This window comes from Pseudomonas sp. VS40, from assembly GCF_018587885.1.
GTDB classification, from domain to species: Bacteria; Pseudomonadota; Gammaproteobacteria; order Pseudomonadales; family Pseudomonadaceae; genus Aquipseudomonas; species Aquipseudomonas pergaminensis.
In genome coordinates this window covers 260,591-283,577 of record NZ_JAGYWD010000004.1, presented here as the reverse complement: position 1 = coordinate 283,577, position 22,987 = coordinate 260,591, and the positions used below count along the sequence as shown (strand labels likewise).

Genomic DNA, 22,987 nt, shown 5'->3' with positions numbered 1-22,987 from the left:
AATGGCGGCCCTGGGTGGACGCGCCTACACCTTAGTAGAGCGAGACCAGTAGGGGATGTCTACTGTCAGAAATAACAGGTAAGCGCCTGAGTGAAAGGGGCAAGGCACAGGAGATGACACGCTATCTACCTTTTGGTCAGCCATCTCTTGCGGCTGGAAGGTCAGGTCAGGATGAAGCCCTTCTCTGTGATTTGTCACAGTATCTCTGCAGGTGGATAGTGCCAGCTTTTAGAGATGGTCAACGTTCACCGTCAGTGAGCGATATTCTCCAACGCCAGGTTTCGCGTACGCGGCCCGAACCAACTGATGGTGATCATCACGATCAGCATGCTGCTGGCAATGAACGCCAACACGCCCGGCGTGCCCAGGTGTTCGAGGATAAAGCCGATCAGCAGGCTGCTGAACACCGTGGACAAGCGGCTGAACGAGTAGCAGAAGCCCACCGCCCGCGCCCGGATGTTGGTGGGGAACAGTTCGCTCTGGTACGAGTGATAGCTGAAGCTCAGCCAGGCATTGCAGAAGGTGATCATCACGCCGCAAAACACCAGCCCCACCGCCGTGGTTTGCAGGGCGAACAGGCTGCCGAAGATCATCGCGCCCAGGGCCGAACCGACGATCTGCCATTTGTTTTCAAAGCGGTTGGCCACCTTCACGAACAGCAGCGGCCCCAAGGGGTAGGCGAGGGTGATGATAAAGGCGTAGAGCAAACTGTGGGTCACGCTCACGCCTTGGCCTGACAGCAACGCGGGCAACCAGTTGCCGAAGCCGAAGAAGCCGATGGCCTGGAACACATGGAACACGATGAGCATCAACGCGCGGCGGCGGTACGGCGGTTGCCAGATATCGGCAAAGCGGCCGCTGCCCTGCACGCTGACGGCTTCGGGCTCGGGCTCATCCAGCGGTTTGCCGTGATCTTTCTGGCAGCGCGCCTCCAGGTTGTCCATGATCGTGCCGGCTTCCTCAAAGCGGCCTTTCTGCGCCAGCCAGCGCGGGGATTCCGGCAGGCGCTTGCGCAGTTGCCAGATAAACAGTGCAAATACCGCACTGCTCAGCACTACCCAGCGCCAGCCTGACACGCCGAACGGCGCCTGGGGCACCAGCCACCACGACATCAATGCCACCGCCGGCACCGACAAAAACTGGATAAAAAATGCGAAGGCAAACGCCGAACTGCGCATGCGCTTGGGCACCAGTTCCGAGAGGTAGGCGTCGATGGTTACCAGTTCGATACCCAGCCCGATGCCCACCAAAAAGCGCATGCAAATGATGCCCAGCGCCGAGGTCTGGATGCCCATTAACACGGTGGCGACGGTGTACCAGATCAACGCAAAGGTGAAGATCGCCCGCCGTCCGAAGCGGTCGGCGATGGGGCTGAGCAGGCTGGCGCCGAGGAACAGTCCCAGGAAGGTCGCCGAGGCAAAGGCGGCCTGGTCCGAGAAGCCAAACACGCCCTGGCTGCCGGTGTGGAAAATCCCGTCGCTGATCAGGCCGGGGCTGATGTAGGCGGTTTGGAACAGGTCATACAGCTCGAAAAAACCGCCAATCGACAGCAGCGCCACCAGACGCCACACAGTGGCGACGGCTGGCAGGCGGTCGATGCGCGCGCTGATGTGGGCGGCGCGGAGGGGGTCGATGCCGTCGGTGGCGCGGGCGTTGAGTGTGGACATGGGCATATTCCAGGGGCAGTGACCTGGAATCTTAGCGTGCTAACGGAAATCTGCGCGTGTGAAGTTGCGCCCGTTGACACGCCGATTCGCTGATTTATTGCGCGCCGGCGTTATGTTTCAGGGTTTTATGGCGCGCGCTCAGAAGGTGATGGGTATGTCGAACGTCTGGAATGCGTCGTCCACCGGTTGGTAGCCCAGCACCCGCGTGGTTTCGCTGAGGTCCAGGCGTTTGAAGCGGTTGTTGGAAATGCCATGGGCGATCAGGTGCTTGACGCCCTCGGCTTCTACCGAGCGTTGCAGCAACTGCACCGCATCACGCGGGCTGAGCCAGGCGCTGAGGTCGCGGGTGTTGTTGAGGTCGTGGGTTTCGCGGAATTCGAAGGCGCCGATACGCAGGGCAATGGTCGACAACAGCGTTTTTGCCGCGTAGTAGCCGCACAGCGCCTCGCCGTAGCATTTGCTCACGCCATACAGGTTGGCGGGCATCACGGGCATGCCAGGCGTGATTTGGCGGTCCACCGGGTACCCTTCGATAGTTTGCGCGCTGCTGGCGAACACCAGGCGTTTCACGCCAGCGGCCACGGCAGCTTCGAACAGGTAGGTGGTGGCGAGGATGTTGTTGGGCAGCAGTTCTTCGAATGACGCGCTGGCGTGGGGGATGCCCGACAGGTGCACGATCACGTCGATGCCTTCGAGCAATGCCGCCAGGCTGGATCGATCGCTGAGGTCGGCGTGGACGAAGCGGTGCTCGCCCAGGTCGAAGTCCGGCGTGACGCGGTCGGTGAGGGTGAAGCGGTAGCGGTCTTGCGAGGCCTCGAAAAACGTCTTGCCGATTCTGCCGCAGGCGCCGGTGAGCAGTACGTTGAGTCCTTTCACGTGTAGTCCTTGTGGTTAGTGATGGCCGTCGAGGGCGAAGGTCTTGAACCCGGCGTGTTGGCCGAGGCGTTGATAGTACGCCGCAATGGCGGGGTAGGGCGGGCGCTCCATGGGCGTCATCTGCCAGCGGTGCACCGAGAGGCCGATAAGGATATCGGCGAGGGTGAATTCGTCGCCGGCCACGTAGGCCCCTGTCTTTGCCAGCTGTTGTTCGAGAATGCCCATGCTGTCATTCCAGCGCTGCACGGCGGCGGCAATCTGCGTTGCGTCCAGGCCGTCCGGGTTGTTGCGCACAAGGGCGGTGAAGGCGTCGCCCCAGGCGCGGTTGAGTTCGATGGCTTGCCAGTCAATCCATTGCTCGACCCGGGCACGGGGTGCCGGCTCGGCGGGCAGCAGGTCATGACGCTGGTACAGGTTTACGAGGTAGCGACAAATGGTGTTGGACTCCCACAGCACGCCGTGGTCGTCAATCAGCACGGGGATCTGGGCGTTGGGGTTCAAGGCCAGGAATTCGGCGGACTGGGTGGGCTTGAAGCCGATGCCCCAGTCTTCGCGCTGGTAGTCGATGCCCAGTGCCTGGCAGGTCCAGAGTACTTTGCGCACGTTGATAGAGGACGTGCGGCCCAAGATTTTCAGTGAGTGTCCCATGGTGCTTCCCTGGCGGTGGAGAGCAGCCAATCTAGCAGGGGCAGGCGGCTACGGCGATATTTCCAAGTGGGCACTGTAAAAACTGTGGGAGCGGGCTTGCTCGCGAATGCGGTAGACCAGCCAGCTTATTTGGTGCTGACAGACCTCATTCGCGAGCAAGCCCGCTCCCACATTTTGACCGAGTAGGGCCTTAACAGCGTGGCGTGTGCTGGTCCATCGCCTTGCCCACCAACAGCACGCTCAGCTCACTGAGTTGGTGAATGGCCAGCGCGACATCGCGTTGCTTGCCGGTGAGGTCGTCGGACAGGTCGAGCAACAGGGTGCTGACGGAACACACGGTTTCGTAGCTATTGATCAGCAGGGTTTCGATCGGGATATCGGGGATGACGGTGAACAGCGTGCTTGGCGGATTTTCGATTTGTTTGATCAAAGCAGTGCTCCTGGTTTAGGAGGTCCAAAAGTGGGCTACTAAACCCGATCACCGAGACATTCAGCGACCGGCAAACCTTAGAGCCCCCCACCCAGGCGCACAAGCCGGCGGATTCTGACGTAAGCGTAGGCAAACGGGCAAGGCGCTTACCGCAATGTCAGTCGCGTCCTACAGGCGTCCTACGTGCTCTCCCGCACCTGCAACTCAAACCCATATCCACCACCGGATTTACGGTTTGCGAGAGTTTTATGCCCATTGTGTCAATAGGGGGGGTATGAACAAACTTATGGTTTAGCAGCTAACTTTACCTTCAGCTGATTCGACGATACTGAAACTGTTCTTGGTTCGCGAGATCCTGAGGTTGCTGGGCGAGGGCTAACGCCTCTCTGAAGAGGGTCCGGCTCTAACTTTCTAATATAGAGCCGGAAAGCAGTGAGTTGTAAAAGGGAGTGAATTAGGGGGAGGGATTTATAAGCCCTTGTACGTTGAAATCGCCTTCACACTCATATTCTGTACCGCTGATACTTATGATAAAACTAAATTTGCCAGTTACATGTTTAGGCTTGTCGAGGTAGGTGTGTGTTGTTTTTCCGCGCCGAGCAGAGTGCGACCAGTTGCCTATATTGTGGTAACCCCATGGTGTTTCAACAGGGTCGCCAAAGTTGCCCGTGAATGTTCCTTCCATATCACGAAATAATATACTTACTCCTGTGCATTCACCACTGTCAAGTATTTTGTTCCCTTTGACAAAGAGATATCCGCTGTCTTTATACATTCTCACTTGGTCGGCGATAAATGGACCGTTTGGCGATTTTGTTATGTTGAAACTCCCAACTGAAAAGGGGTCGTCTTTTTTGTCTGTATAAAAAATCATGAGTGAAGCTCCTTTGTTTGTTTAAAGTGCTCACAGTTTTATAGTTTAACTAATACTATCGTCCTCCTTATTAGGCGTCGTAAGTGAGGCATTGTCTACTGTCATAGTTGACAGTATTTTTATTGTGGGGTAATGGCTAGGCTAAAAGCTTTTTTGAAGCGTTAAACAGAAGAATTTGCACCTCAGAGGGCACGCCTTTCCAGGTGCAATCTTTGTGTCAGTGGCGCGGGATGTGTTGTCCACGGCCTTGCCTATCAGAGCACGTTCAACTCTTCAAAATTATGGTCGGCTAGAAGCTCACGTGCTCTCCCGCACCTGCAACTCAAACCCCATATCCACCACCGGCTTGGCGATCTTGTTGCCCGCCATGATCGTCAACAAATGCTCCGCGGCACGCCGGCCAATCGCTTCGCGCGGGGTGCTGATGCTGCTCAGGCGCGGCACCATGAACGACGACGCCGGCAAGTCGTTGAAGCCCAGCACCGCCACACGCTCCGGCACTTTGATGCCATGGCGCAGGGCTTCTAGCAGCGCGCCCTGGGCCAAGTCGTCGTTGCCGAAGAAGATCGCGTCCACGTCCGGATGCGCCGCCAGCAGCTGCAAGAACAACTCGCCACCCAGGCCCACGGAGGAGGGGCGCGGTGTCAGCAGTTCCAGCGCCGGGTCATACATACCGGCCTGTTGCAGTGCGCGGCGGAAACCTTCACCCCGCAGCAGCGTGCGTTGGTCCAACTGCGCGCCAATGTACGCCAGGCGCTTGCGCCCACGGGACAGCAGGTGCGCCGCCGCCGTCTCGCCCGCCGCCAATTGCGAGAACCCTACGCAGTTCACGCCGGCGTTCGGGTCCAAATCCATCATGTACACGCAAGGCACATGGCTGGCCTCGACCATCCGTCGGGCGCTTTCGGTGCGATCAAACCCGGTCAGCAACAACCCCCGTGGCTGGTAGGCCATGTAGTTGCGCAGCAGGTTTTCTTCTTCGTCACGGGAATAGTGGGAGTTGCCGATCAGCACTTCGAAGCCCTTGGGCCGCAGCACCTGGTGGATGGCTTCGAGGGTTTCGATAAACAGCAGGTTGGACAGCGACGGTACCAACACCACGACCGAATGGCTCTGGGCCGAGGCCAGGGCGCGGGCGGCGGGGTTGACCACGTAGTTCAGTTCGGCGGCGGCCTGCTGCACTTTTTCCACCAGTTCGGTGGCGACGGTGCTGATACCGCGCAGGGCCCGGGAGGCGGTAATCGGGCTGACGCCCGCCAGGCGGGCGACTTCGTTGAGGGTCGGGCGACCCGTGGTGCGCAATTTTTTATCGTTCTTGGAGGTCATCAGGCAGCTTGCCAAACAAAAATCGAGGCACTAAGGTAGCGCTGTCTCCAGAGGGCTGCAAATTCTTGAATAACGGGTTGCCTGATCCGGTCTGAATTTGAGTAAGCCGCTTGGAGAGGATGCACGCGTCACTCCCAAAAAAAGACAAGACGGCGCGGGAAAAGCCTGTTTTTGCACTAGCCTTACAGCGTGCAAAGGTAGCGCTATCTGCGTCCTGAGGTGTTTCATGAGTCAACCTGTTACCGCCCTGGTCATCATGGGTGTTTCCGGCTGTGGCAAGTCCAGCGTCAGCGAGGCCCTGTGCCGCCTGAACGGTGCGACTGCCATCGAAGGCGACAGCTTTCACCCCGCCGCCAACATCGAAAAGATGAGCGCTGGACACCCCCTCAACGACGACGACCGCGCCGGCTGGCTCGACATCCTGTGCGATGAACTGCGCCGTTCGCTCAAAGCGGGCGAGCACCCCGTACTTACCTGTTCAGCCCTCAAGAAAAAATACCGCGACCACCTGCGCGAAGCTGCGCCGGGCCTGGGTTTCGTGTTTCTGGAGCTGACCCGCGCCGTGGCTGCCGACCGGGTGTCCCATCGCCCCGGCCATTTCATGCCGGCAAGTCTCATAGACAGCCAGTTCGCCACCCTTGAATCGCCCAAGGGCGAGCCGCTGACCCTGGCCCTCAATGCCAGTGAAGACAGCGTCGAGGAACTGGCCGAGCAGACCAACGCCTGGTGGCTGCAACACGGTTTTGAACCATCCAAATAATTTTTTGCCGGAAAAGATAGCGCTATCCCCGGCAGGAAATTCAACACCCGCTTTAATAACAACAACAAACAGGAGAGACCCCCCATGTTTGGCATGTCCCACGAGTCCTACCTACTGCTTGACGCAGTCGTTACCATCATCGGGTTGATCGTTCTGATCACCAAGTTCAAGGTGCACCCGTTCATTGCGCTGATCATCGCGGCCGGCTTCCTCGGCCTGACTTCGGGCATGCCCGTGGACAAGATTATCAAGGCGTTCCAGGACGGTTTCGGCGGGGTGCTCGGCTTTGTCGGCATTATCCTTGCGCTGGGCACGATGCTCGGCAAGATGATGGCCGAATCCGGCGGTGCCGACCAGATCGCCCAGACCCTGATCCGCGCCTTTGGCAAAGAGAAGGTCCAGTGGGCCATGATGTTCGCCGCGTTCCTGGTGGGCATCCCGCTGTTCTTCGAGATCGGCTTTGTGCTGTTGATCCCGCTGGTGTTCATCGTCGCGCGCCGTACGGGTGTGTCGCTGATCAAGATCGGCATCCCGCTGCTGGCCGGCCTGTCGGCGGTACACGGCCTGGTGCCACCGCACCCCGGCCCGTTGCTGGCCATCGGCGTGTTTGGCGCCGATATCGGCAAGACCATCCTGTACGGCCTGATCGTTGCTTTGCCGACCGCCATCATCGCCGGCCCGATCTTCGGTACGTTCATCGCCAAGTACATCCCGGGCAACCCGTCCCAGGAACTGGTCGATCAACTGGCCCGCGAACCTGAGAACAAAGACCTGCCGAGCTTTGGCATCACCCTGGTCACCGTGCTGCTGCCGGTGTTCCTGATGCTGCTGAAAACCTTCGCCGACATCGCGTTTGCCGAAGGCAATGTGGTGCGCAACTGGATGGACATGATCGGTCACCCGATCACCGCGCTGTTGCTGGCGTTGCTGCTGTCGCTGTACACCTTTGGCCATCGCCAGGGCATCCATTCCAAGCAGATCCTCAAGCTGCTCGACGCCAGCCTGGCGCCGACCGCTGCAATCATCCTGATCATCGGTGCCGGTGGTGGCTTCAAGCAGATGCTGGTGACCAGCGGCGTGGGTGATGTGATCGGCCACATGGCGGTGAATGCACAGATCAACCCGATCCTGCTGGCGTGGCTGGTGGCGGCGGTGATTCGTGTGGCAACCGGTTCGGCCACTGTGGCCACCATTACTGGCGCGGGTATCGTGGTGCCGGTGGTGGGGATGATTCCGGGGGTTAACCGTGAGCTGTTGGTGTTGGCGACGGGGGCGGGTTCGTTGATCCTGTCTCACGTCAACGATGCCGGGTTCTGGCTGGTGAAGCAGTACTTCAACATGACCGTGGCCGAGACGTTCAAGACCTGGACGGCGATGGAAACCATCCTGTCTATCGTGGCCCTGATCTTCATTATGTTGTTGTCGTTGGTGGTCTAAGCCGCACCACCGTTACCCATGTGGTAACCCGATCAAATGTGGGAGCTGGCTTGCCTGCGATGCAGACACCTCGGTGTAGCAGATACACCGAGGTGATGCTATCGCAGGCAAGCCAGCTCCCACATTTTTGATCACCTTTCTACAGGTGGATTGCGTCAGGCTTTGGTGACCAGCCCATCCGCCCGGAACATCCCGCGAATCCCGCGCACCGCCTGGCGAATCCGGTCCTGGTTCTCGATCAGCGCAAAGCGCACGTGATCATCGCCATACTCGCCAAAGCCGATGCCCGGCGACACACACACCTTCGCCTCCAGCAGCAACTTCTTGGCAAACTCCAGCGAACCCAGGGCGGCATACTGCTCGGGAATCTTCGCCCAGACGTACATCGACGCCTTCGGATTTTCCACCATCCAGCCCAGTTCATGCAGGCCCTTGACCAGCACATTGCGGCGTTGGCGGTACTGCTCGGCGATGTCTTTCACGCATTGCTGGTCGCCTTCGAGTGCCGCAATGGCTGCCACCTGCAGCGGGGTGAAGGTGCCGTAGTCGTGGTAACTCTTGATCCGCGCCAGGGCGTTGACCAGTTCCGGGTTGCCGACCATGAAGCCGATGCGCCAGCCGGCCATGTTGTAGCTCTTGGACAGGGTGAAAAACTCCACCGCGATGTCCTTGGCACCGGGCACCTGCATGATCGACGGGGCCTTCCAGCCGTCGTAGACGATGTCGGCATAGGCCAGGTCATGCACCACCAGCACGTCGTACTGCTTGGCCAGCGCAATCACGCGCTCGAAGAAGTCCAGTTCCACGCACTGCGCGGTCGGGTTGGACGGGAAACCGAGGATCATCATCTTCGGCTTGGGGATCGAGCCGCGAATCGCGCGTTCCAGTTCGGCGAAGAAATCCACGCCCGGAATCAGCGGCACCGAGCGCACCTGGGCGCCGGCAATCACGGCACCGTAGATATGAATCGGGTAGCTGGGGTTGGGCACCAGTACGGTGTCGCCCTGGTCCAGGGTGGCCAGCATCAAGTGCGCCAGGCCTTCCTTGGAACCGATGGTGACGATGGCTTCCGACTCGGGGTCGATGTCCACTTCATAGCGGTCCTTGTACCAGCGCGAAATAGCCCGGCGCAGACGCGGAATGCCTTTGGAGGTGGAGTAGCCGTGGGTGTCTTCGCGCTGGGCGACGGTGACCATTTTCTCCACGATGTGGGGAGGCGTGGCGCCGTCTGGGTTACCCATGCTCAAGTCGATGATGTCTTCGCCGCGCCGACGCGCAGCCATCTTCAGCTCGGCAGTGATATTGAAAACATACGGGGGGAGTCGATCTATGCGCGCAAAGCGGCGCGGCGAACCTTGGTCGGCCATTGTTGCCTCGAGAGTACGTAAGCGCCCGGAACCGTCCGAGCGACGTCGGCCACTGCGGTGGCCTGCGGGGCAGACAATACGGTCGATGATGGCCAGTTGTCCAGATGCGCAGGAAAATTTTCTACATGGAGTACAGCGTGGATATGCCCCTATACTCGATGCGGGTTTGTTCCCTCATAAGAAGGAGACTGTTCGTATGGATCAGCAGACAAAACAACCGTTAGAGCCACGCATGGAAGCCGGTAAAGCCCTGGTGATCGCCGGGGTGCAAGGGCGTTATTCGAAGGCCACCGTGGGCGATATCCCCAAGCTGTGGGAGTTGTTCGACACCTGCATCAAGGACATCAAAAAGCGCGTGGGGGGTGTGACCTATGGTGTTTGCCATAACCCCAAGCATGGCGAATTCGACTACATGGCCGGGGTCGAAGTCCCCACCAAAGGCGACGTACCAAGCAACTTCGAGTCCATCGAGATTCCGCCGCTCAACTATGCCGTGTTCGCGCATTACGGGCCGGTGCAGGCACTGGAGCAAACGTACGAGCGCATCATGTTCGAATGGCTGCCGCATTCAGGCTACAAGGTGATGGGCGCGGATTTCGAGCGCTACAGCGCCGACTTTGACGCGCGCAAAGGCACCGGTACGGTAGAGATCTGGCTGCCCGTGGGCGAACGAGGCTGACCACGACCGCGTAGGAGCCGGCAAGCCGGCTCCTGCAGTGGTATCAATACAGCGTGCTTCTGACTCGCTCGGGCATCTCCCGGTCATAGGCTTCGGCGTCAAACTGCCCATCGTTGAGCCGCTTGTGAAACGCCCCCGCCGACGGCAATGCCGAGCGGTCCAGATGCTTCTCGGGGTTCCAGCAGTCCGAGCGCACAAACGCCTTGGAGCAGTGGAAATATGCGGCCTCCACCTGCACCAGAATCACCGAGCGCGCCGGTTTGCCGTTCACTGCAAAACTCTCCAGCAGCTGCGGCTCGATGGAAATCTGCGCCCGGCCGTTCACACGCAAGGTCTCGCCGACCCCCGGGATGATGAACAGCAACGCAATGCGCGGGTCCTGCACCAGGTTGCGCAGGGTATCCAGGCGATTGTTCCCCGGCCGGTCCGGGATCGCCAAGGTGCGCTCATCCACAATCCGCACAAACCCCGGCACATCACCGCGCGGCGAACCGTCGATACCCTCCGGCCCGGACGAACTCACCACCACCAACGGCGAGGCCCGCACCATGGCCTGGTAGTCCTCGTTGAGAAACGGAATTTCCTTGCGCACGGCGCGCTCGTGGGGAAGGCCGTAGAGGGTTTCGAGTTGTTCGAGGGTTGTCAGCATGCTTACCACCTCCTTATCGTTCAAAATACTAACGCCAGCCGGCGTTCATACCCAATACGCCCCTTATACGCCTCCCCGCTGTCCACCCACCCAGCTCTCAGATACAACCCCGTCGCCGCCACATTGTCGGCGTCCACCGACAATTCCAGGCCCTTGATCTGCGGCCACGCTTCCAGTGCTGCCGCCGGTAGGGCTTGCAAGCAGGCCTTGCCGAATCCGCGCCCTTGTTGATGCCTATCCACCTGCAACGCGTGCAAGGTCGCGCTGTGTTCATCGGCCCAGTGGGGCAGGCAGGGTGGGCGTTTGAGCAGCAGGAAGGCCACGGGCAGGTCGTCGGCGAGCAGGGCGAAGCCTTTGATGGCGCCGGGGTTGGGGTTGACCAGCAGGCTGTTCAGCGCACAGTAGATATCACCGGAGTACGCCAGTTGCTCGGGATGCACTTGCAGGGTGTCGAGTTGCTGTTTCTGCACAAGGCTCAGCGTCTCATAGGGGACGAGGTGGGTTTCCATCGGTGGCGCATCCGAAATCCTACAAAGAGGCGTGGATTCTAGCGGGTTTGCCGGGGGCGAAATTATTTTTCAGTGGCTTGTCGATTTGCCGCTGGCTTGTTCGATTAAGGGTGTATTCCGCGCTTTTCCACCCGAAGGAGTCTCACCATGAGCACCGCCATCAGCACCCTGATCGAGCAATGGAAACACGCCGTCACCGCAAAGGACGTCGACAAAATTGTCAGCTTCTACGCCGACGATATCGTCGCGTTCGACGCCGTTAGCGCCCTGCAATTCAAGGGCAAGGCCGCCTACCAGGCGCATTGGAAGGCGTGCATGGAGTTCTGCCCTGGCCCCGGCGTGTTTGACTTTCATGAGCTGCAGATCGTCGCCGCAGACGACAGCGCCTTTGCCCACTGGCTTGCCCACTGCGGTGGCACCGGTCCGGATGGCGTGCTCAAGACCTGCTGGATGCGTGTGACGGCCGGCTACCAGCGCATCAATGGCCAGTGGAAGGTGGTGCATGAGCATTGGTCTGCGCCGTTCGACATGGCAACCGGCGCCGGTCTGTTTGACCTGAAACCTTGACCACCGCGATCTATAGTCAGTAGTCCGAAAACGGAGAACGCCATGAAATACCTGTGCCTGGTCTACAGCGACGAAGCGTTGCTGCACAGCCTGCCCGACAGCCCCAAGGACCCGGAATGCCATGCTTACGCCGAAGCCGTTCACGGCAGTGGGCGCATGCTGGCCGCCGAAGCGCTGGAGTCGGTCGCCACCGCCACCACCGTGCGCATGCGCAATGGCAAGCTGTCGATCACCGACGGGCCGTTTGCCGAAACCAAGGAGCAGCTCGCCGGCTTCTACCTGATCGAGGCGCGGGATTTGAACGAAGCGATCCAGGTGGCCGGCGGTATTCCGGCTGCCCGGGTTGGCAGTGTGGAAGTGCGCCCCGTGCGCGAATTGAATCTCTGAACAACAACCATAAGACTCAAGAGGTTTACCCCATGTCTACGCAACCTGCCGAGTTTGAACTGACCATCAGCCGCGTCATCGATGCACCGCGCAGCCGCGTGTTCCGTGCCTGGACCGAGCCCAGCTTGCTCCAGCAATGGTGGGGGCCCCACGGCATGACCACCCCCGAGTGCGAAATGAACCTGTGGGTCGGTGGCCTGTTCCGCACCCTGATGCGCGCGCCCGACGGCGCCGAATACCCGACCCAAGGCGTGTTCCTGGAAATCGTCGCGCCACGGCGGCTGGTGTTCACGGACGCCTTCGCGCCGGGCTGGATTCCGTCGGGCAAGCCGTTCATGACCGCCGAAGTGACCCTGCAGGAAGTCGAAGGCAACAAGACCCTCTACACCGCCCGCGCCATGCACTGGAGCGCCGAAGACAAACAGGCGCACGAAGCCATGGGCTTTCACGATGGCTGGGGCCAGAGCCTGGACCGCCTGGTGACGCTGGTGACCCAGGGCATGGGCGATTGACCCTCGCGATCGATGCTCTCTACCGCAGCGAATCGCGCCGGGTACTGGCGACGCTGATTCGCTTGCTGGGCGACTTCGAATTGGCCGAGGAGGCCCTGCACGAGGCCTTTCTGGTCGCGGTGCAACGGTGGCCGCTGGACGGTGTGCCGGACAATCCACGGGCGTGGCTGGTGTCCACCGGGCGCTTCAAGGCCATCGACCGGCTGCGCCGCCAGGCCCGTTTTACCCCGCTGTTGCAGGAGCAGGCCGACGCACTGGAGGCGGCTGACTGGAGTGACGAAGACGTGGAAGACGACCGCCTGCGCCTGATCTTCACCTGCTGCCACCCGGCGCTGGCGGCGGATGCCCAGGCCGCGCTGACCTTGCGTGAGATCTGCGACCTCACCACCGAGGAAATCGCCCGGGCATTCCTGGCCACGCCCACCACCATTGCCCAGCGCATCGTGCGGGCCAAGGGCAAGATCCGCGAGGCGAAAATCCCTTATCAGGTGCCATCCCGTGATGAATTGCCCGAGCGACTGGACAGCGTGTTACGGGTGATTTACCTGGTGTTCAACGAAGGGTATTCGGCGTCCATGGGCGCTGACCTGACCCGTGAAGAGTTGACGCGCGAAGCCATTCGACTGGGGCGTTTGCTCATGGAGTTGCTGCCCGAGCCGGAAGTGATGGGGCTGCTGGCGCTGATGCTGTTGCATGAATCCCGCCGCTCGGCGCGCACCTCGGCCAACGGAGAGTTGGTGCTGCTGAATGAGCAGGACCGCTCGCTGTGGGACGCAGCCCTGATTGCCGAAGGCTGCGCGTTGGCAGAGCAGGCGCTGGGCACTCGGCGCTTTGGCCCGTATGGCTTGCAGGCGGCCATCGCGGCAGTGCATGCCGAAGCCACGCGTGCAGATGAAACGGACTGGCCGCAAATCGTCGGGCTCTACGATGTGTTGCTCAGGGCCGTGCCCTCACCGGTGATCGAACTGAACCGCGCCGTGGCGCTGGCCATGCGGGACGGTCCGTTGGCAGGGTTGCAGCAGGTGGAGGGGATTCTGGCGCGGGGCGAGTTGCTGGAGTACCACTTGGCGCATTCGGCGCAGGGCGAGTTTTGTCGGCAATTGGGGCGCGTCGAGGAGGCGCGCGCAGCCTACGAAAAAGCCCTGTCACTGACCCAGCAAGCCCCGGAAAAACACTTCCTCGAAAAGCGCCTGGCCGAGCTGCAATCCCGTCAACACTGATGATCCACATGTAGGCGCTGGCAAGCCAGCTCCCACATTGAACCGCGTTGTTTGCAATATCCGGGTTACGGCTGCTGACGCGTCGCCGCCAACACGATCTCGCGAATGCACACATGCTGCGGTTGCTGGTAGGCATAGGCAATCGCCGAGGCCACGTCATCGGCGCTGAGCACGGTGCCGCCCATGTCCTGTTTCCAGGCTTGGTAGCCGCTCTTGATCGCCTCGTCGGTGGTGTGGCTGAGCAGTTCGGTTTCCACTGCACCCGGGGCGATGGTGATCACGCGCACGTTGCTTGGCGACAATTCTTCGCGCAGGTTTTCCGAAATCCCATGCACGGCGAACTTGGTGCCTACATACGCCACGTGATTCGGGAAGGTCTTGCGCCCGGCCACCGAGCTGACGTTGATGATCGTGCCGCCCTTGCGCGCAACCATGCTGCCCGCCACGGCGTGAATGCCGTTGAGCAGGCCCTTCACGTTGACGTCGAGCATCTGCGCCCATTGCGCCGGGTCTTGCTCGCTGACCGCGCCCAACAGCATCACGCCGGCATTGTTGATCAGTGCGTCGGCGGGGCCGAACTGGGCTTCGGCTTCTTGCACCGCGGCGACCAGGGCGGCGCGGTCGGTGATGTCGACGCCACGGTTCAAGGTGTTTGGCAGGCCCAGATCGTTGAGGCGATCAATGCGACGCGCCAGCAACAACAGCGGGTGGCCGGCGGCTGACAATAGGCGGGCGGTGGCTTCGCCAATACCGGAACTGGCGCCGGTAATGATGACCAATGGCTTGCTCATGGGTGGACTCCTGCAATAAGAAAAATCGATAACTGGATCGTGGGCGCAGTATATTTAGCGCCGCCAGGGCTGAAAAATGCCTTATTCCTCTGTCAGCCATCGGATTCAGCTATGGATGTTCGTCACCTCAAGGCATTTCTCGCGGTCTTTGAAGAACGCAATATCACCGCCGCAGCCCAGCGCTTGTTTATCAGCCAGCCGACCCTGTCGGTGACCATCAAGCAACTGGAAGAGGAGTTGGGCGTGGCGCTGTTCCTGCGCCAGCCGCGTGGTGTGGAGGTCAGCGCCGAAGCGCGAGTGTTGTACCCCCAGGCGCGGCGCATGGTGGCGGAAGCCGAGGGGTTGAGCCGTCTGTTTCGCGGAGGCGAAAATCGCATCGCCCTGGAGCTGGGGGTGGAGGGCGATATTGCCGACAGCCAGATCGAAACCTTCCTGCGCATGGCGCACCAAGGCCTGCCCGGATTACTGCTGACCTTGCAGGAGGGCTGCCAAGGCGAAGGACGCCTGGCCGTGGAGGAAATGTGCTGCGAGGACGAATTGTTCCTGCCGCTATGGGAAGAGTCCTACGTGATGGCCTTGCCTGCCGCGCACCCGATGGCGCAGGCGGGAGCGGAACAGGCGTGGGCGCCGATTGAAGACTGGATCACCTGCCCGCAACACGATTCCCATCAACGCTTGATGGCCCTGTACGGTCGCTCGCCGCAATCAGTGGCCGGGCATGCCGGCTCGCTGACCCAGGCCTTGCACATGGTGGCGGCCGGTGTGGGCGTGGCAATGTTGCCGCAGTCATTGGCGGCGGAGCGCGCAGGCGTGGTGATTCGCGAATGGCACCTGCCGGCCCCCACGCGCCGAGTCGGATTGTGCTTCGCCGCGCAAGCACTGGCGTTACCCGCACTACGTGCCCTGCACGAATACTTCCAGACCCACCGCCCGCCGCAACGCGTCGCGGCCTGACCCTATCGAGGGTGCAACGCCGCTCCCACAGTTTGATCTTTTTTGTTTATCAGTAAGTGTTGGTTATTCGATCATCTGGCTCAACATCCAACTGCACGCCGGCCCCGGTGGGTATTGCCGCGACCACAGCGCATCCACGGCCACCGAACGTGGCCAGCCGCGGACATTGAGTTCAACCAGCCCCGCATTGCCGAAACGTTCCACCAGCCAGCGTGGCAATTCCGCCCAGCCAAAGCCGAGTTGCGCCATCTCCATCAGCATCAGAAAACTCGGCGCCGACCACACACGGCCGCAGGGACGCGTTTCGTTGGGGCTGATGATGCTTGCCAGACGCAATTCACGGTGTTGCTGCAGGGTTTGCGGGTCGATGTTTTCTGCGCGGGTCAAGGCGTGGGCGGGCGCGACGAACAGCGCGATTTCCGTGCGTTCGGCCACGGGCGAGCGCGTCAGGTCGGGCGGGTAAACCGCTTGGGCCTCGATAAAGGCAATCTGTGCGCGACCGCTTTGCACCAGGGCGATCAAGTCTTCGCATTCGGCGATCAGCCATTCCAATTCAAGGTCTGGGTAGCGCTGTTCGAAGGCCTTGAGGGCGAGCTCAAAGCGTTCCGACTGGTACGTATCGGACATGGCGATCGTGACCTTCGGCTCCAACCCCTGGGACAACTGACTCGCCGCCAACTCAAGGCGACTGCTGGCCTCCAGCACCTGTTCGGCCCGTTGCAGCAACACATGGCCGGCCGGTGTCAGTGTTGGCTTGCGGCTGCTGCGATCGAACAGCACCACATCCAGGTCAATCTCCAGGCTTGCCACCGCCGCGCTGACGGTTGACTGGCTCTTGCCCAGCTTGCGCGCCGCCGCGGAAAACGAACCCTGGGTCGCCGCCTGGACAAACGCTTGCAACACTTCGTGGGAGGCCATGACTATCGCCTTGATCGATGGTTATTAGTTATGAAGTATCGATTCAAAGGGTAATCATGGCAACCATCACCACTCACGGAGACGGGTTATGCACCCCACCAAGTCGATGACTGAACGTGTTTGCCAAGCCTTGGGTTTCGAAGGCCTGGCCTTGTTGATCTGCACGCCGCTGCTGGTCTGGATCACCGGCAGGCCGGCCCTGGAAATGGGCGCGGTGACCTTGGGCCTGAGCCTGCTGGCGCTGACCTGGAACATCATTTTCAACAGCCTGTTTGATCGCCTCAAGGTGCGCCTGCGACTCTCCGGCGGGGGCTGGACGCGGGTGCTGCACGCGCTGATGTTCGAAGGCGGGCTGATCATCGTCGCCGTGCCGTTGATCGCCGCTTGGCTGAATATCAGCCTGATGCAGGCGTTCATGCTGGATATCGGGGTGCTGCTGTTCTTCCTGCCGTACACCTATGTGTATCACTGGGGGTATGACGTACTGCGGGAAAAATTCATGCAACGCCGCGCACTGGCCCTGTAGGAGCCGGCAAGGGCGTGAGCGAGGCCACGAAGTCGAGGAACGCCCGCACTTTGGCGGCGGGCAAATGCCGCGACGGGTAGTAGGCGTACAACGGAAAGCGCTCGTCCGGCCAGTCGGGGAATAAGTCCACCAGGGCGCCGCTGTTCAGCGCCGGCGCCAGGCCGAGGTCGAGCATCTGCGCCACCGCATGGCCGTGCTCGCACACGCTGTACAAGGTGCTGGCATCGTTGACCACCAGGCGGCCGTCAGTGCGCACGGTCATCTGTTCGCCGGGCCGGTGGAATTCCCAGGCAAACGGGCGACCGGTCTGAGAGTCGCGAAAGTCCAGGCACATGTGCCCGGTTTCCAGCGCTTGCGGCGTATTCGGCCGGCCGTATTGCGCAAGGTAAGCGGGGGAGGCCAGGGTGAGCACGCGCACTTCCATCAGCTTGCGTGCGATCAACGAAGACGATTGCGGGATACCAAAGCGGATCGCCAGGTCGAAGCCGTCGGCCACCAGGTCGCCGAGTTGGTCGCGGGTGTGCAGGTCCAGTTGCAGGTGTGGGTACTGGCGCATGAAGTCGCCCAGCACCGGGCCCAAGACCAGTCGCGAAAAATAGGGGTCGATATTCACCCGCAGGCGCCCGCGCACGGTCAGTGCACTGTCGGCGGCGGCGTTGGCGGCCTCTTCAAGGCCGGCCAGCAGCGGGGCGATTTCCTGATAGAAACGTCGCCCCTCATCGGTCAATTGCACCGAGCGGGTGGTGCGGTCGAACAGGCGGATGCCCAGGCGTTTTTCCAGGCGTGAAATCGCCCGGCTGACCCCCGAGGGGGTCATGTCCAGGCTGTCGGCGGCGCGGGCGAAACTGCCGCTGTCGACCACCGCTGCCAACACGCCCATGCCACCGGCCAAGCCTGGATCAAAACTCATCGATGATTGCCCGTCAGTGATCTGAAGGCATTGATGCTAGCGCAGAATGGTTAAAGAAACATGCCGCCCGAGGCCTCGATGCGCTGCCCGGTGATCCAGTTGCTGCCATCGGCCAGCAAGGTGGAAATCGCGCCGCCAATGTCGTCTGGCAAACCGGCGCGACCCAGGGCGGTGTTGTTGGCGACCATCGTATTGAGCGCCGCATTGTCGCGCACGGCGCCGCCGCCGAAGTCGGTTTCGATGGCGCCGGGCGCGAGGATGTTCACGGTGATCCCACGGCCGCCCAACTCCTTGGCCTGATAGCGGGTCAGCACTTCCATCGCACCTTTCATCGACGCATACGCCGCATACCCCGGCAGGCTGAATCGCGCCAGACCGCTGGAAATATTGATGATACGCCCGCCATCGCTAATCAGCGGCAGCAGTTTTTGCGTGAGGAAAAACGGCGCCTTGAAGTGAATCGCCACCAGTTGGTCGAACTGCGCTTCGGTGGTCTCGGCAAAGCTGGCGTAGGCGCCGATGCCGGCGTTGTTGATCAGAAAGTTGAAGTGATCTTGTGCAAATACATCCTTGAGCAAGCGGCCGACTTCACCGACAAAGCCATCGAAGCTGCCACTCTGCCTCACATCCAGTTGCAACATGGCGGCGCGGCCACCCATTGCTTGAACCTGTTCGACCACCGCTTGGGCTTCAACCGCCGCGCTGTGGTAAGTGCCGATAATGTCAACGCCCTGCGCCGCCAGGTGCAACGCGGCGCTTTTGCCCAGGCCACGGCTGGCGCCGGTGATGAGTGCGATTTTACGGGTCATGGTGCGGTCCTCTCAGGTGATCAGTGGGGCCCAGTGTATTTATTCGCCCATAACGTGATAAACAGCGCTATACCGGAATCACTGGTCGGATAAGGCGAACAATCCCATGAACAAACTTGAGCTGCTGCGCACCTTCGTGCGCGTCACCGAACTGTCGAGTTTTACCCAGGCCGGCGAGAGCTTGGGCCTGCCGCGCTCTACCGTGTCGGAACATGTGCAAGCGCTGGAAGAGTTGCTCGGCGCGCGTTTGCTGCAACGCACCACGCGCAAGGTGCAGGCGACCCAGGATGGGCGTGTGCTGTATGAGCGCAGCAAGGACTTGCTGGCGCACATGGAAGAGTTGGAAGGGTTGTTTCGCCAGGATGAGGCGCAACTGACCGGGCGGATTCGCGTGGACATGCCCAACGTGATGGCGCGCGGCATGATTCTGCCGCACCTGCCGCTGTTCATGGAACGCCATCCGCTGATCCAGATGGAAATCAGCAGCTCGGACCGCCAGGTCGACCTGATCGCCGAAGGCTTCGACTGCGTGTTGCGCGTAGGCGCCCAGCCCGATCAAACCGTGGTGGCGCGCCGGGTGTGCAGCATGCCGATGGTCAACTGCGCGAGCCCGGCCTACCTGCAGCGCTACGGTGTGCCGCAGACCCTGGCGGACTTGGCGGATCATCAATTGGTGCATTACGTACGGCCGTTGGGCGCTCGCTCATCCGGCTTCGAATACCTGTCGGGCGGCAAAGTGCTGCGGGTGCCGATGGCCGGGCGTGTCACCGTCAACAGCACCGATGCTTATCAAGCGGCGTGCCTGGGCGGCTTTGGTATCACCCAAGTGCCGCTGCTGGGTGTGCGCGATCTACTGGCCCGGGGCGAATTGGTCAGCGTCTTGCCGGACTACTTGGCGCCACCGCTGGAGGTGTCGCTGCTCTATGCCGGCCAACGCCATTTGCCGCAACGGGTGCGGGTGTTTATGGATTGGTTGGCATGCATTTTGAGGGAGCACATTTCGTCGACTTGAGTAATGGCTATTAGCTATTGCTGACGGTATGTATAAAATCTCAGCGCGCATTGCGCGATTATTATTTTTAACACCAGGGAAGGGATAGTACGTGTCGTATGACGTAGAAAAAATGAACGGTACCGCGTCGTTGCTGTTCAAGGGCACGCTGAGTGTTGGCGTTCTGGTTGTACTTATTTATTGCGTGAGGATCGGTTTTTTTCCAGTGGGCCTGACCCTGAGCGATAGCCTGTTATTCATTTTTCTGGCGGTCGGTTTTGGCGTGTTTTATGTGTTGTGGATTGGTATGGGCTTCATTTGTGTTTATGGGTCAAGTCTGGCCTATGACGAATGTCTAAAGACCCGGTCGAGGAGCATCATAAAACAGCAAAACCGAGCATTCACGCCTGAAGAAGAGGTACAGCTCAAATACGATCTTTCCGCCTGGATAATGTTCACCGCCGCTGTGCTCATGTTTATCTCACTGGTGGCCATCGCCTGGACGCTAAGGGATGTGTTTGTCCTATTAATTCCACTGATGAGCGGCTGGATATTTTTGTATGCCACGGTCAAGTGGAAACCCATGGACCCAGGTACTGACCCTACTGAAGTCGAGCAGCGGGAAAAACTGAGGAAATGGATGGTGGTGGTGGCTGTTGCCGTGGTGCCGATCCTGGCCATGTCGTTCATCAATGTGCTGGTGAATATCAACATGAAAAAACTGGGCTTTCGGCATGAAAACGTATCTTTGATACTGGATGACAAAAACTACAAGACATTAACCGTGGCGACTCGCTCCATTGGGCTTCAGATATTGGGCTGCCCCGGTGATAGCGCAGGCAACAACATTGTGCATAACGTCGATTTGCTCTGGTACGGATTTGGAGAGCGTGCTCTGGTTCAGTTGGGGGGGCCGGGAAAATCAGTGGAGCCAGCGGCTCGGCTGGAATTGGATCGTCAAGGGGTGAGTGTGTTATCCCTCACGGATATGAAGGCGCGTCGCTCTCTGTCCTACAAGGCCTGTTTGAACTTGGAGGTTGGGTCGTTATTTGAGAGTAACGGGTCGCAGCCCAATGCCCAGGGGCAGCGCAAAATCAATGAGTTCCGCCGGCAATTGCGGCAGTTTTCAAAAGCGTCTGGCTTGTCGGTGGTCGAGGTTTCTATCGCTGGTTACGCCGACCGGCAGCCGCTGAAAGCCAAGGGCGATTCCAATCGTGAGCTGTCCCGGCGCCGCGCAGTCAATGTCAGCAACTACTTGGGCTCTCTACTGGTGCCGCTGGGGGATGACCACAAGTCCATCGCCGGCCTCGGAGTGACCCGATCACGGGCTGAATGCCCAGACGGCTTGGCTGCGACGGACTTGGCCAGTTGCTTGTCGTCCGATCGACGGGTAGAGGTCGTGGTGGAGTTTGGGCTGTCTCAATAGAGGGGCTGGCGGAGGGAGCTTCAACCGCTTAAGCATCCTCCGGCAACACCCGCTGTGTCAGAACAGTTGGGTGAACAGCCAGTACAGGCTGCCCGAAAGCAGGATGGCCGCCGGCAACGTCAGCACCCACGCCATCGCCAGGTTGCGGATCGTGCGCATCTGCAACCCGCCTCCGTTCGCGACCATAGTCCCCGCCACACCCGACGACAACACGTGGGTGGTCGACACCGGCAACCCATACATGTCCGCCGCGCCGATGGTCAGCATTGCCACCATTTCTGCCGAGGCGCCCTGGGCGTAGGTCAGGTGTGTCTTGCCGATCTTCTCGCCGACGGTCACCACGATGCGCTTCCAGCCCACCATGGTGCCCAGGCCCAACGCGATGGCCACGGCGATCTTCACCCATAGCGGAATGAAGCGCGTGGAACTGTCGATCTGCTGCTTGAACAGTTGCAGCTTGCCCTGGGTGTCGGCATCGAAGTTGCCGACCTTGCCCTTGTCCATCAGGCGAATGGTTTCGCTGGTCAGGTACATGTCGTTACGCACGTTGCCGACGGCCTCGGCGGGCACTTTGGCCAAGGAACCGTAGCCTTTGACTTCATCACCGATCTGCCCGGCCAGGGCGGCGAGGGCGGGGACCAGTTCCGGGGTAGCTTCCTTGGTGCGCACGTAGGTCGAGAGGATCGGGCGCGGGTCGCCGGTCAGTGCCTGCGGCGCGCTTTTCACCAGCGCCACTTGGGTAACTTCGGCCACGGCCGCGAACTGCAACGACTGCTCGGCCGGCATGGTGCGGTTCAGCGCGTAGGCCATCGGCAGGGTGCCTACCAGGATCAGCATGATCAGGCCCATGCCTTTTTGCCCATCGTTGGAACCGTGGGCAAAAGACACGCCGGTGCAGGTGGCAATCAGCATGCCGCGTATCCACCACGGCGGCGGGGTGTCGCCTTTTGGCGCCTTGTACAGCGCGCGGTTCTTGACGAAGGCACGCAGGGCCAGCAACAGCATCGCCGCAAACGCAAAGCCGATCAGCGGCGACAGCAACAAGGCGTAGCCGATCTTGATCGCCTGGCTCCAGTCCACACCGCTGGTGCCGTCACGCCCGTGCATCAAGGCATTTGCCACGCCCACGCCGATGATCGAGCCGATCAGGGTATGGGACGAGGACGCCGGCAAACCCAACCACCAGGTGCCGAGGTTCCACAGGATTGCCGCGATCAACAGGGCGAAGATCATCGCGAAACCGGCCGACGAGCCCACCTGCAAAATCAGCTCGACCGGCAACAGCGCAATGATCCCGAAGGCCACCGCGCCACTGGAAAGCAATACGCCGAGGAAGTTGAAAAAGCCCGACCACACCACCGCAAAATGCGGCGGCAGCGAGTTGGTGTAGATCACCGTCGCCACGGCGTTGGCGGTGTCGTGGAAGCCGTTGACGAATTCGAAACCCAGGGCGATCAACAGCGCCACACCCAGCAGCAAGAACGGTGTCCAGGTGGTGAGTTGGGCGCCCATTTCATGCATGTCGTGCATCAGGCTGTAGGCGGTGAACAGCAGGCCCATGGCGAGCACGGCGAAGAAGATGATCACTGTCACCAGGCTGGGCTTCTTGTCCAGCCTGGGTTTGGGGGCAGCAGATGAGGCGTGGGGGGAGGCAGTCAGGGAAGGGGTGGCCATGCCGGGGCATCCAGTGTGGGGAGGATGTCGTTCATAGTCATTGCAGAATGTTACAGAGATGCTGCCATACATCAGTGTTT

At 60.5% G+C, this 22,987-nt stretch carries 25 protein-coding genes; 11 read left to right on the top strand and 14 right to left on the bottom strand.

Features of this window, described 5'->3' with window-relative positions:
* Window positions 1–251: 251 nt before the first annotated feature.
* The 6 genes from KHP07_RS14075 to gntR all read right to left on the bottom strand — a co-directional run bounded on the left by KHP07_RS14075 (window position 252) and on the right by gntR (window position 5,824).
* Window positions 252–1,667: an MFS transporter gene (locus tag KHP07_RS14075; RefSeq protein ID WP_214497373.1), complete on the bottom strand. Its 1,416-nt coding sequence runs from the start codon at window positions 1,665–1,667 to the stop codon at window positions 252–254.
* A gap of 138 nt (window positions 1,668–1,805) precedes the next feature.
* Window positions 1,806–2,543, bottom strand: a complete 738-nt coding sequence (locus KHP07_RS14070) for an NAD-dependent epimerase/dehydratase family protein (RefSeq protein WP_214497372.1) — start codon at window positions 2,541–2,543, stop codon at window positions 1,806–1,808.
* Between the two features lie 15 nt (window positions 2,544–2,558).
* Window positions 2,559–3,191, bottom strand: a complete 633-nt coding sequence (locus KHP07_RS14065; protein WP_214497371.1) for a glutathione S-transferase family protein — start codon at window positions 3,189–3,191, stop codon at window positions 2,559–2,561.
* A 190-nt stretch (window positions 3,192–3,381) separates the two neighbouring features.
* Entirely contained in the window at window positions 3,382–3,621 is a 240-nt protein-coding gene (locus tag KHP07_RS14060) for a DUF6124 family protein (protein ID WP_099494327.1), read from the bottom strand.
* A gap of 454 nt (window positions 3,622–4,075) precedes the next feature.
* Window positions 4,076–4,495 carry a hypothetical protein gene (locus KHP07_RS14055; protein WP_214497370.1) on the bottom strand — a complete coding sequence of 140 codons (420 nt, stop codon included), beginning with the start codon at window positions 4,493–4,495 and terminating at the stop codon, window positions 4,076–4,078.
* A gap of 297 nt (window positions 4,496–4,792) precedes the next feature.
* Window positions 4,793–5,824 carry an HTH-type transcriptional regulator GntR gene (gene gntR, locus KHP07_RS14050; protein ID WP_177409545.1) on the bottom strand — a complete coding sequence of 344 codons (1,032 nt, stop codon included), beginning with the start codon at window positions 5,822–5,824 and terminating at the stop codon, window positions 4,793–4,795.
* Window positions 5,825–6,047: 223 nt separating this feature from the next.
* Here gntR and KHP07_RS14045 point away from each other — a divergent pair, with 223 nt between their 5' ends.
* Both KHP07_RS14045 and KHP07_RS14040 read left to right on the top strand, forming a co-directional pair.
* Window positions 6,048–6,581, top strand: a complete 534-nt coding sequence (locus KHP07_RS14045) for a gluconokinase (RefSeq protein WP_034108975.1) — start codon at window positions 6,048–6,050, stop codon at window positions 6,579–6,581.
* A gap of 84 nt (window positions 6,582–6,665) precedes the next feature.
* The gene (locus KHP07_RS14040; RefSeq protein WP_069078116.1) at window positions 6,666–8,018 is read left to right on the top strand and encodes a GntP family permease; all 1,353 of its coding nucleotides are present in this window, start codon (window positions 6,666–6,668) and stop codon (window positions 8,016–8,018) included.
* A 155-nt stretch (window positions 8,019–8,173) separates the two neighbouring features.
* Here the strand turns inward: KHP07_RS14040 and alaC are convergent, their stop codons facing one another.
* Window positions 8,174–9,385, bottom strand: coding sequence for an alanine transaminase (gene alaC, locus KHP07_RS14035; protein ID WP_078049940.1), 1,212 nt, complete (start codon window positions 9,383–9,385; stop codon window positions 8,174–8,176).
* A 196-nt stretch (window positions 9,386–9,581) separates the two neighbouring features.
* Between alaC and KHP07_RS14030 the strand changes: the two genes are divergently transcribed.
* Window positions 9,582–10,064: a GyrI-like domain-containing protein gene (locus KHP07_RS14030; RefSeq protein WP_100492250.1), complete on the top strand. Its 483-nt coding sequence runs from the start codon at window positions 9,582–9,584 to the stop codon at window positions 10,062–10,064.
* A 43-nt stretch (window positions 10,065–10,107) separates the two neighbouring features.
* Here the strand turns inward: KHP07_RS14030 and KHP07_RS14025 are convergent, their stop codons facing one another.
* Window positions 10,108–10,713, bottom strand: coding sequence for a pyridoxamine 5'-phosphate oxidase family protein (locus KHP07_RS14025; RefSeq protein ID WP_099494331.1), 606 nt, complete (start codon window positions 10,711–10,713; stop codon window positions 10,108–10,110).
* 20 nt (window positions 10,714–10,733) lie between these two features.
* Window positions 10,734–11,222, bottom strand: coding sequence for a GNAT family N-acetyltransferase (locus KHP07_RS14020; protein ID WP_214497369.1), 489 nt, complete (start codon window positions 11,220–11,222; stop codon window positions 10,734–10,736).
* A 147-nt stretch (window positions 11,223–11,369) separates the two neighbouring features.
* Here KHP07_RS14020 and KHP07_RS14015 point away from each other — a divergent pair, with 147 nt between their 5' ends.
* The 4 genes from KHP07_RS14015 to KHP07_RS14000 are packed head-to-tail and all read left to right on the top strand — an operon-like array spanning window position 11,370 to window position 13,908.
* Window positions 11,370–11,789: a YybH family protein gene (locus tag KHP07_RS14015; RefSeq protein ID WP_099494333.1), complete on the top strand. Its 420-nt coding sequence runs from the start codon at window positions 11,370–11,372 to the stop codon at window positions 11,787–11,789.
* Window positions 11,790–11,831: 42 nt separating this feature from the next.
* Complete coding sequence (locus KHP07_RS14010; RefSeq protein WP_078049935.1) at window positions 11,832–12,176, top strand: YciI family protein; 345 nt, start codon at window positions 11,832–11,834, stop codon at window positions 12,174–12,176.
* A 32-nt stretch (window positions 12,177–12,208) separates the two neighbouring features.
* Window positions 12,209–12,688: an SRPBCC family protein gene (locus tag KHP07_RS14005; RefSeq protein WP_214497368.1), complete on the top strand. Its 480-nt coding sequence runs from the start codon at window positions 12,209–12,211 to the stop codon at window positions 12,686–12,688.
* Window positions 12,685–13,908: an RNA polymerase sigma factor gene (locus KHP07_RS14000; protein WP_214497367.1), complete on the top strand. Its 1,224-nt coding sequence runs from the start codon at window positions 12,685–12,687 to the stop codon at window positions 13,906–13,908. The genes KHP07_RS14005 and KHP07_RS14000 overlap by 4 nt, the downstream gene beginning before the upstream one ends.
* Before the next feature lie 65 nt (window positions 13,909–13,973).
* Here KHP07_RS14000 and KHP07_RS13995 read toward each other — a convergent pair whose 3' ends face one another.
* Window positions 13,974–14,699: an SDR family oxidoreductase gene (locus KHP07_RS13995; RefSeq protein WP_214497366.1), complete on the bottom strand. Its 726-nt coding sequence runs from the start codon at window positions 14,697–14,699 to the stop codon at window positions 13,974–13,976.
* A gap of 111 nt (window positions 14,700–14,810) precedes the next feature.
* On the opposite strand from KHP07_RS13995, the gene KHP07_RS13990 reads away from it, so the two are divergent.
* Window positions 14,811–15,653, top strand: coding sequence for a LysR family transcriptional regulator (locus KHP07_RS13990; protein WP_214497365.1), 843 nt, complete (start codon window positions 14,811–14,813; stop codon window positions 15,651–15,653).
* 63 nt (window positions 15,654–15,716) lie between these two features.
* Here the strand turns inward: KHP07_RS13990 and KHP07_RS13985 are convergent, their stop codons facing one another.
* Complete coding sequence (locus KHP07_RS13985) at window positions 15,717–16,571, bottom strand: LysR family transcriptional regulator (RefSeq protein ID WP_214497364.1); 855 nt, start codon at window positions 16,569–16,571, stop codon at window positions 15,717–15,719.
* A gap of 88 nt (window positions 16,572–16,659) precedes the next feature.
* On the opposite strand from KHP07_RS13985, the gene KHP07_RS13980 reads away from it, so the two are divergent.
* Entirely contained in the window at window positions 16,660–17,097 is a 438-nt protein-coding gene (locus KHP07_RS13980) for a multidrug/biocide efflux PACE transporter (RefSeq protein ID WP_078049929.1), read from the top strand.
* Here the strand turns inward: KHP07_RS13980 and KHP07_RS13975 are convergent.
* Both KHP07_RS13975 and KHP07_RS13970 read right to left on the bottom strand, forming a co-directional pair.
* Window positions 17,069–18,007: a LysR family transcriptional regulator gene (locus KHP07_RS13975; RefSeq protein WP_100492257.1), complete on the bottom strand. Its 939-nt coding sequence runs from the start codon at window positions 18,005–18,007 to the stop codon at window positions 17,069–17,071. The genes KHP07_RS13980 and KHP07_RS13975 overlap by 29 nt on opposite strands.
* A gap of 50 nt (window positions 18,008–18,057) precedes the next feature.
* Window positions 18,058–18,816 (bottom strand): SDR family NAD(P)-dependent oxidoreductase, encoded by a 759-nt coding sequence (locus KHP07_RS13970; RefSeq protein ID WP_214497363.1) that lies wholly within the window; start codon window positions 18,814–18,816, stop codon window positions 18,058–18,060.
* A gap of 106 nt (window positions 18,817–18,922) precedes the next feature.
* Here KHP07_RS13970 and KHP07_RS13965 point away from each other — a divergent pair, with 106 nt between their 5' ends.
* Window positions 18,923–19,828 (top strand): LysR family transcriptional regulator, encoded by a 906-nt coding sequence (locus KHP07_RS13965; protein ID WP_214497362.1) that lies wholly within the window; start codon window positions 18,923–18,925, stop codon window positions 19,826–19,828.
* A gap of 91 nt (window positions 19,829–19,919) precedes the next feature.
* Entirely contained in the window at window positions 19,920–21,233 is a 1,314-nt protein-coding gene (locus tag KHP07_RS13960; RefSeq protein ID WP_214497361.1) for an OmpA family protein, read from the top strand.
* 57 nt (window positions 21,234–21,290) lie between these two features.
* Here KHP07_RS13960 and KHP07_RS13955 read toward each other — a convergent pair whose 3' ends face one another.
* Window positions 21,291–22,907: an inorganic phosphate transporter gene (locus tag KHP07_RS13955; protein WP_214497360.1), complete on the bottom strand. Its 1,617-nt coding sequence runs from the start codon at window positions 22,905–22,907 to the stop codon at window positions 21,291–21,293.
* Window positions 22,908–22,987: the final 80 nt, after the last annotated feature.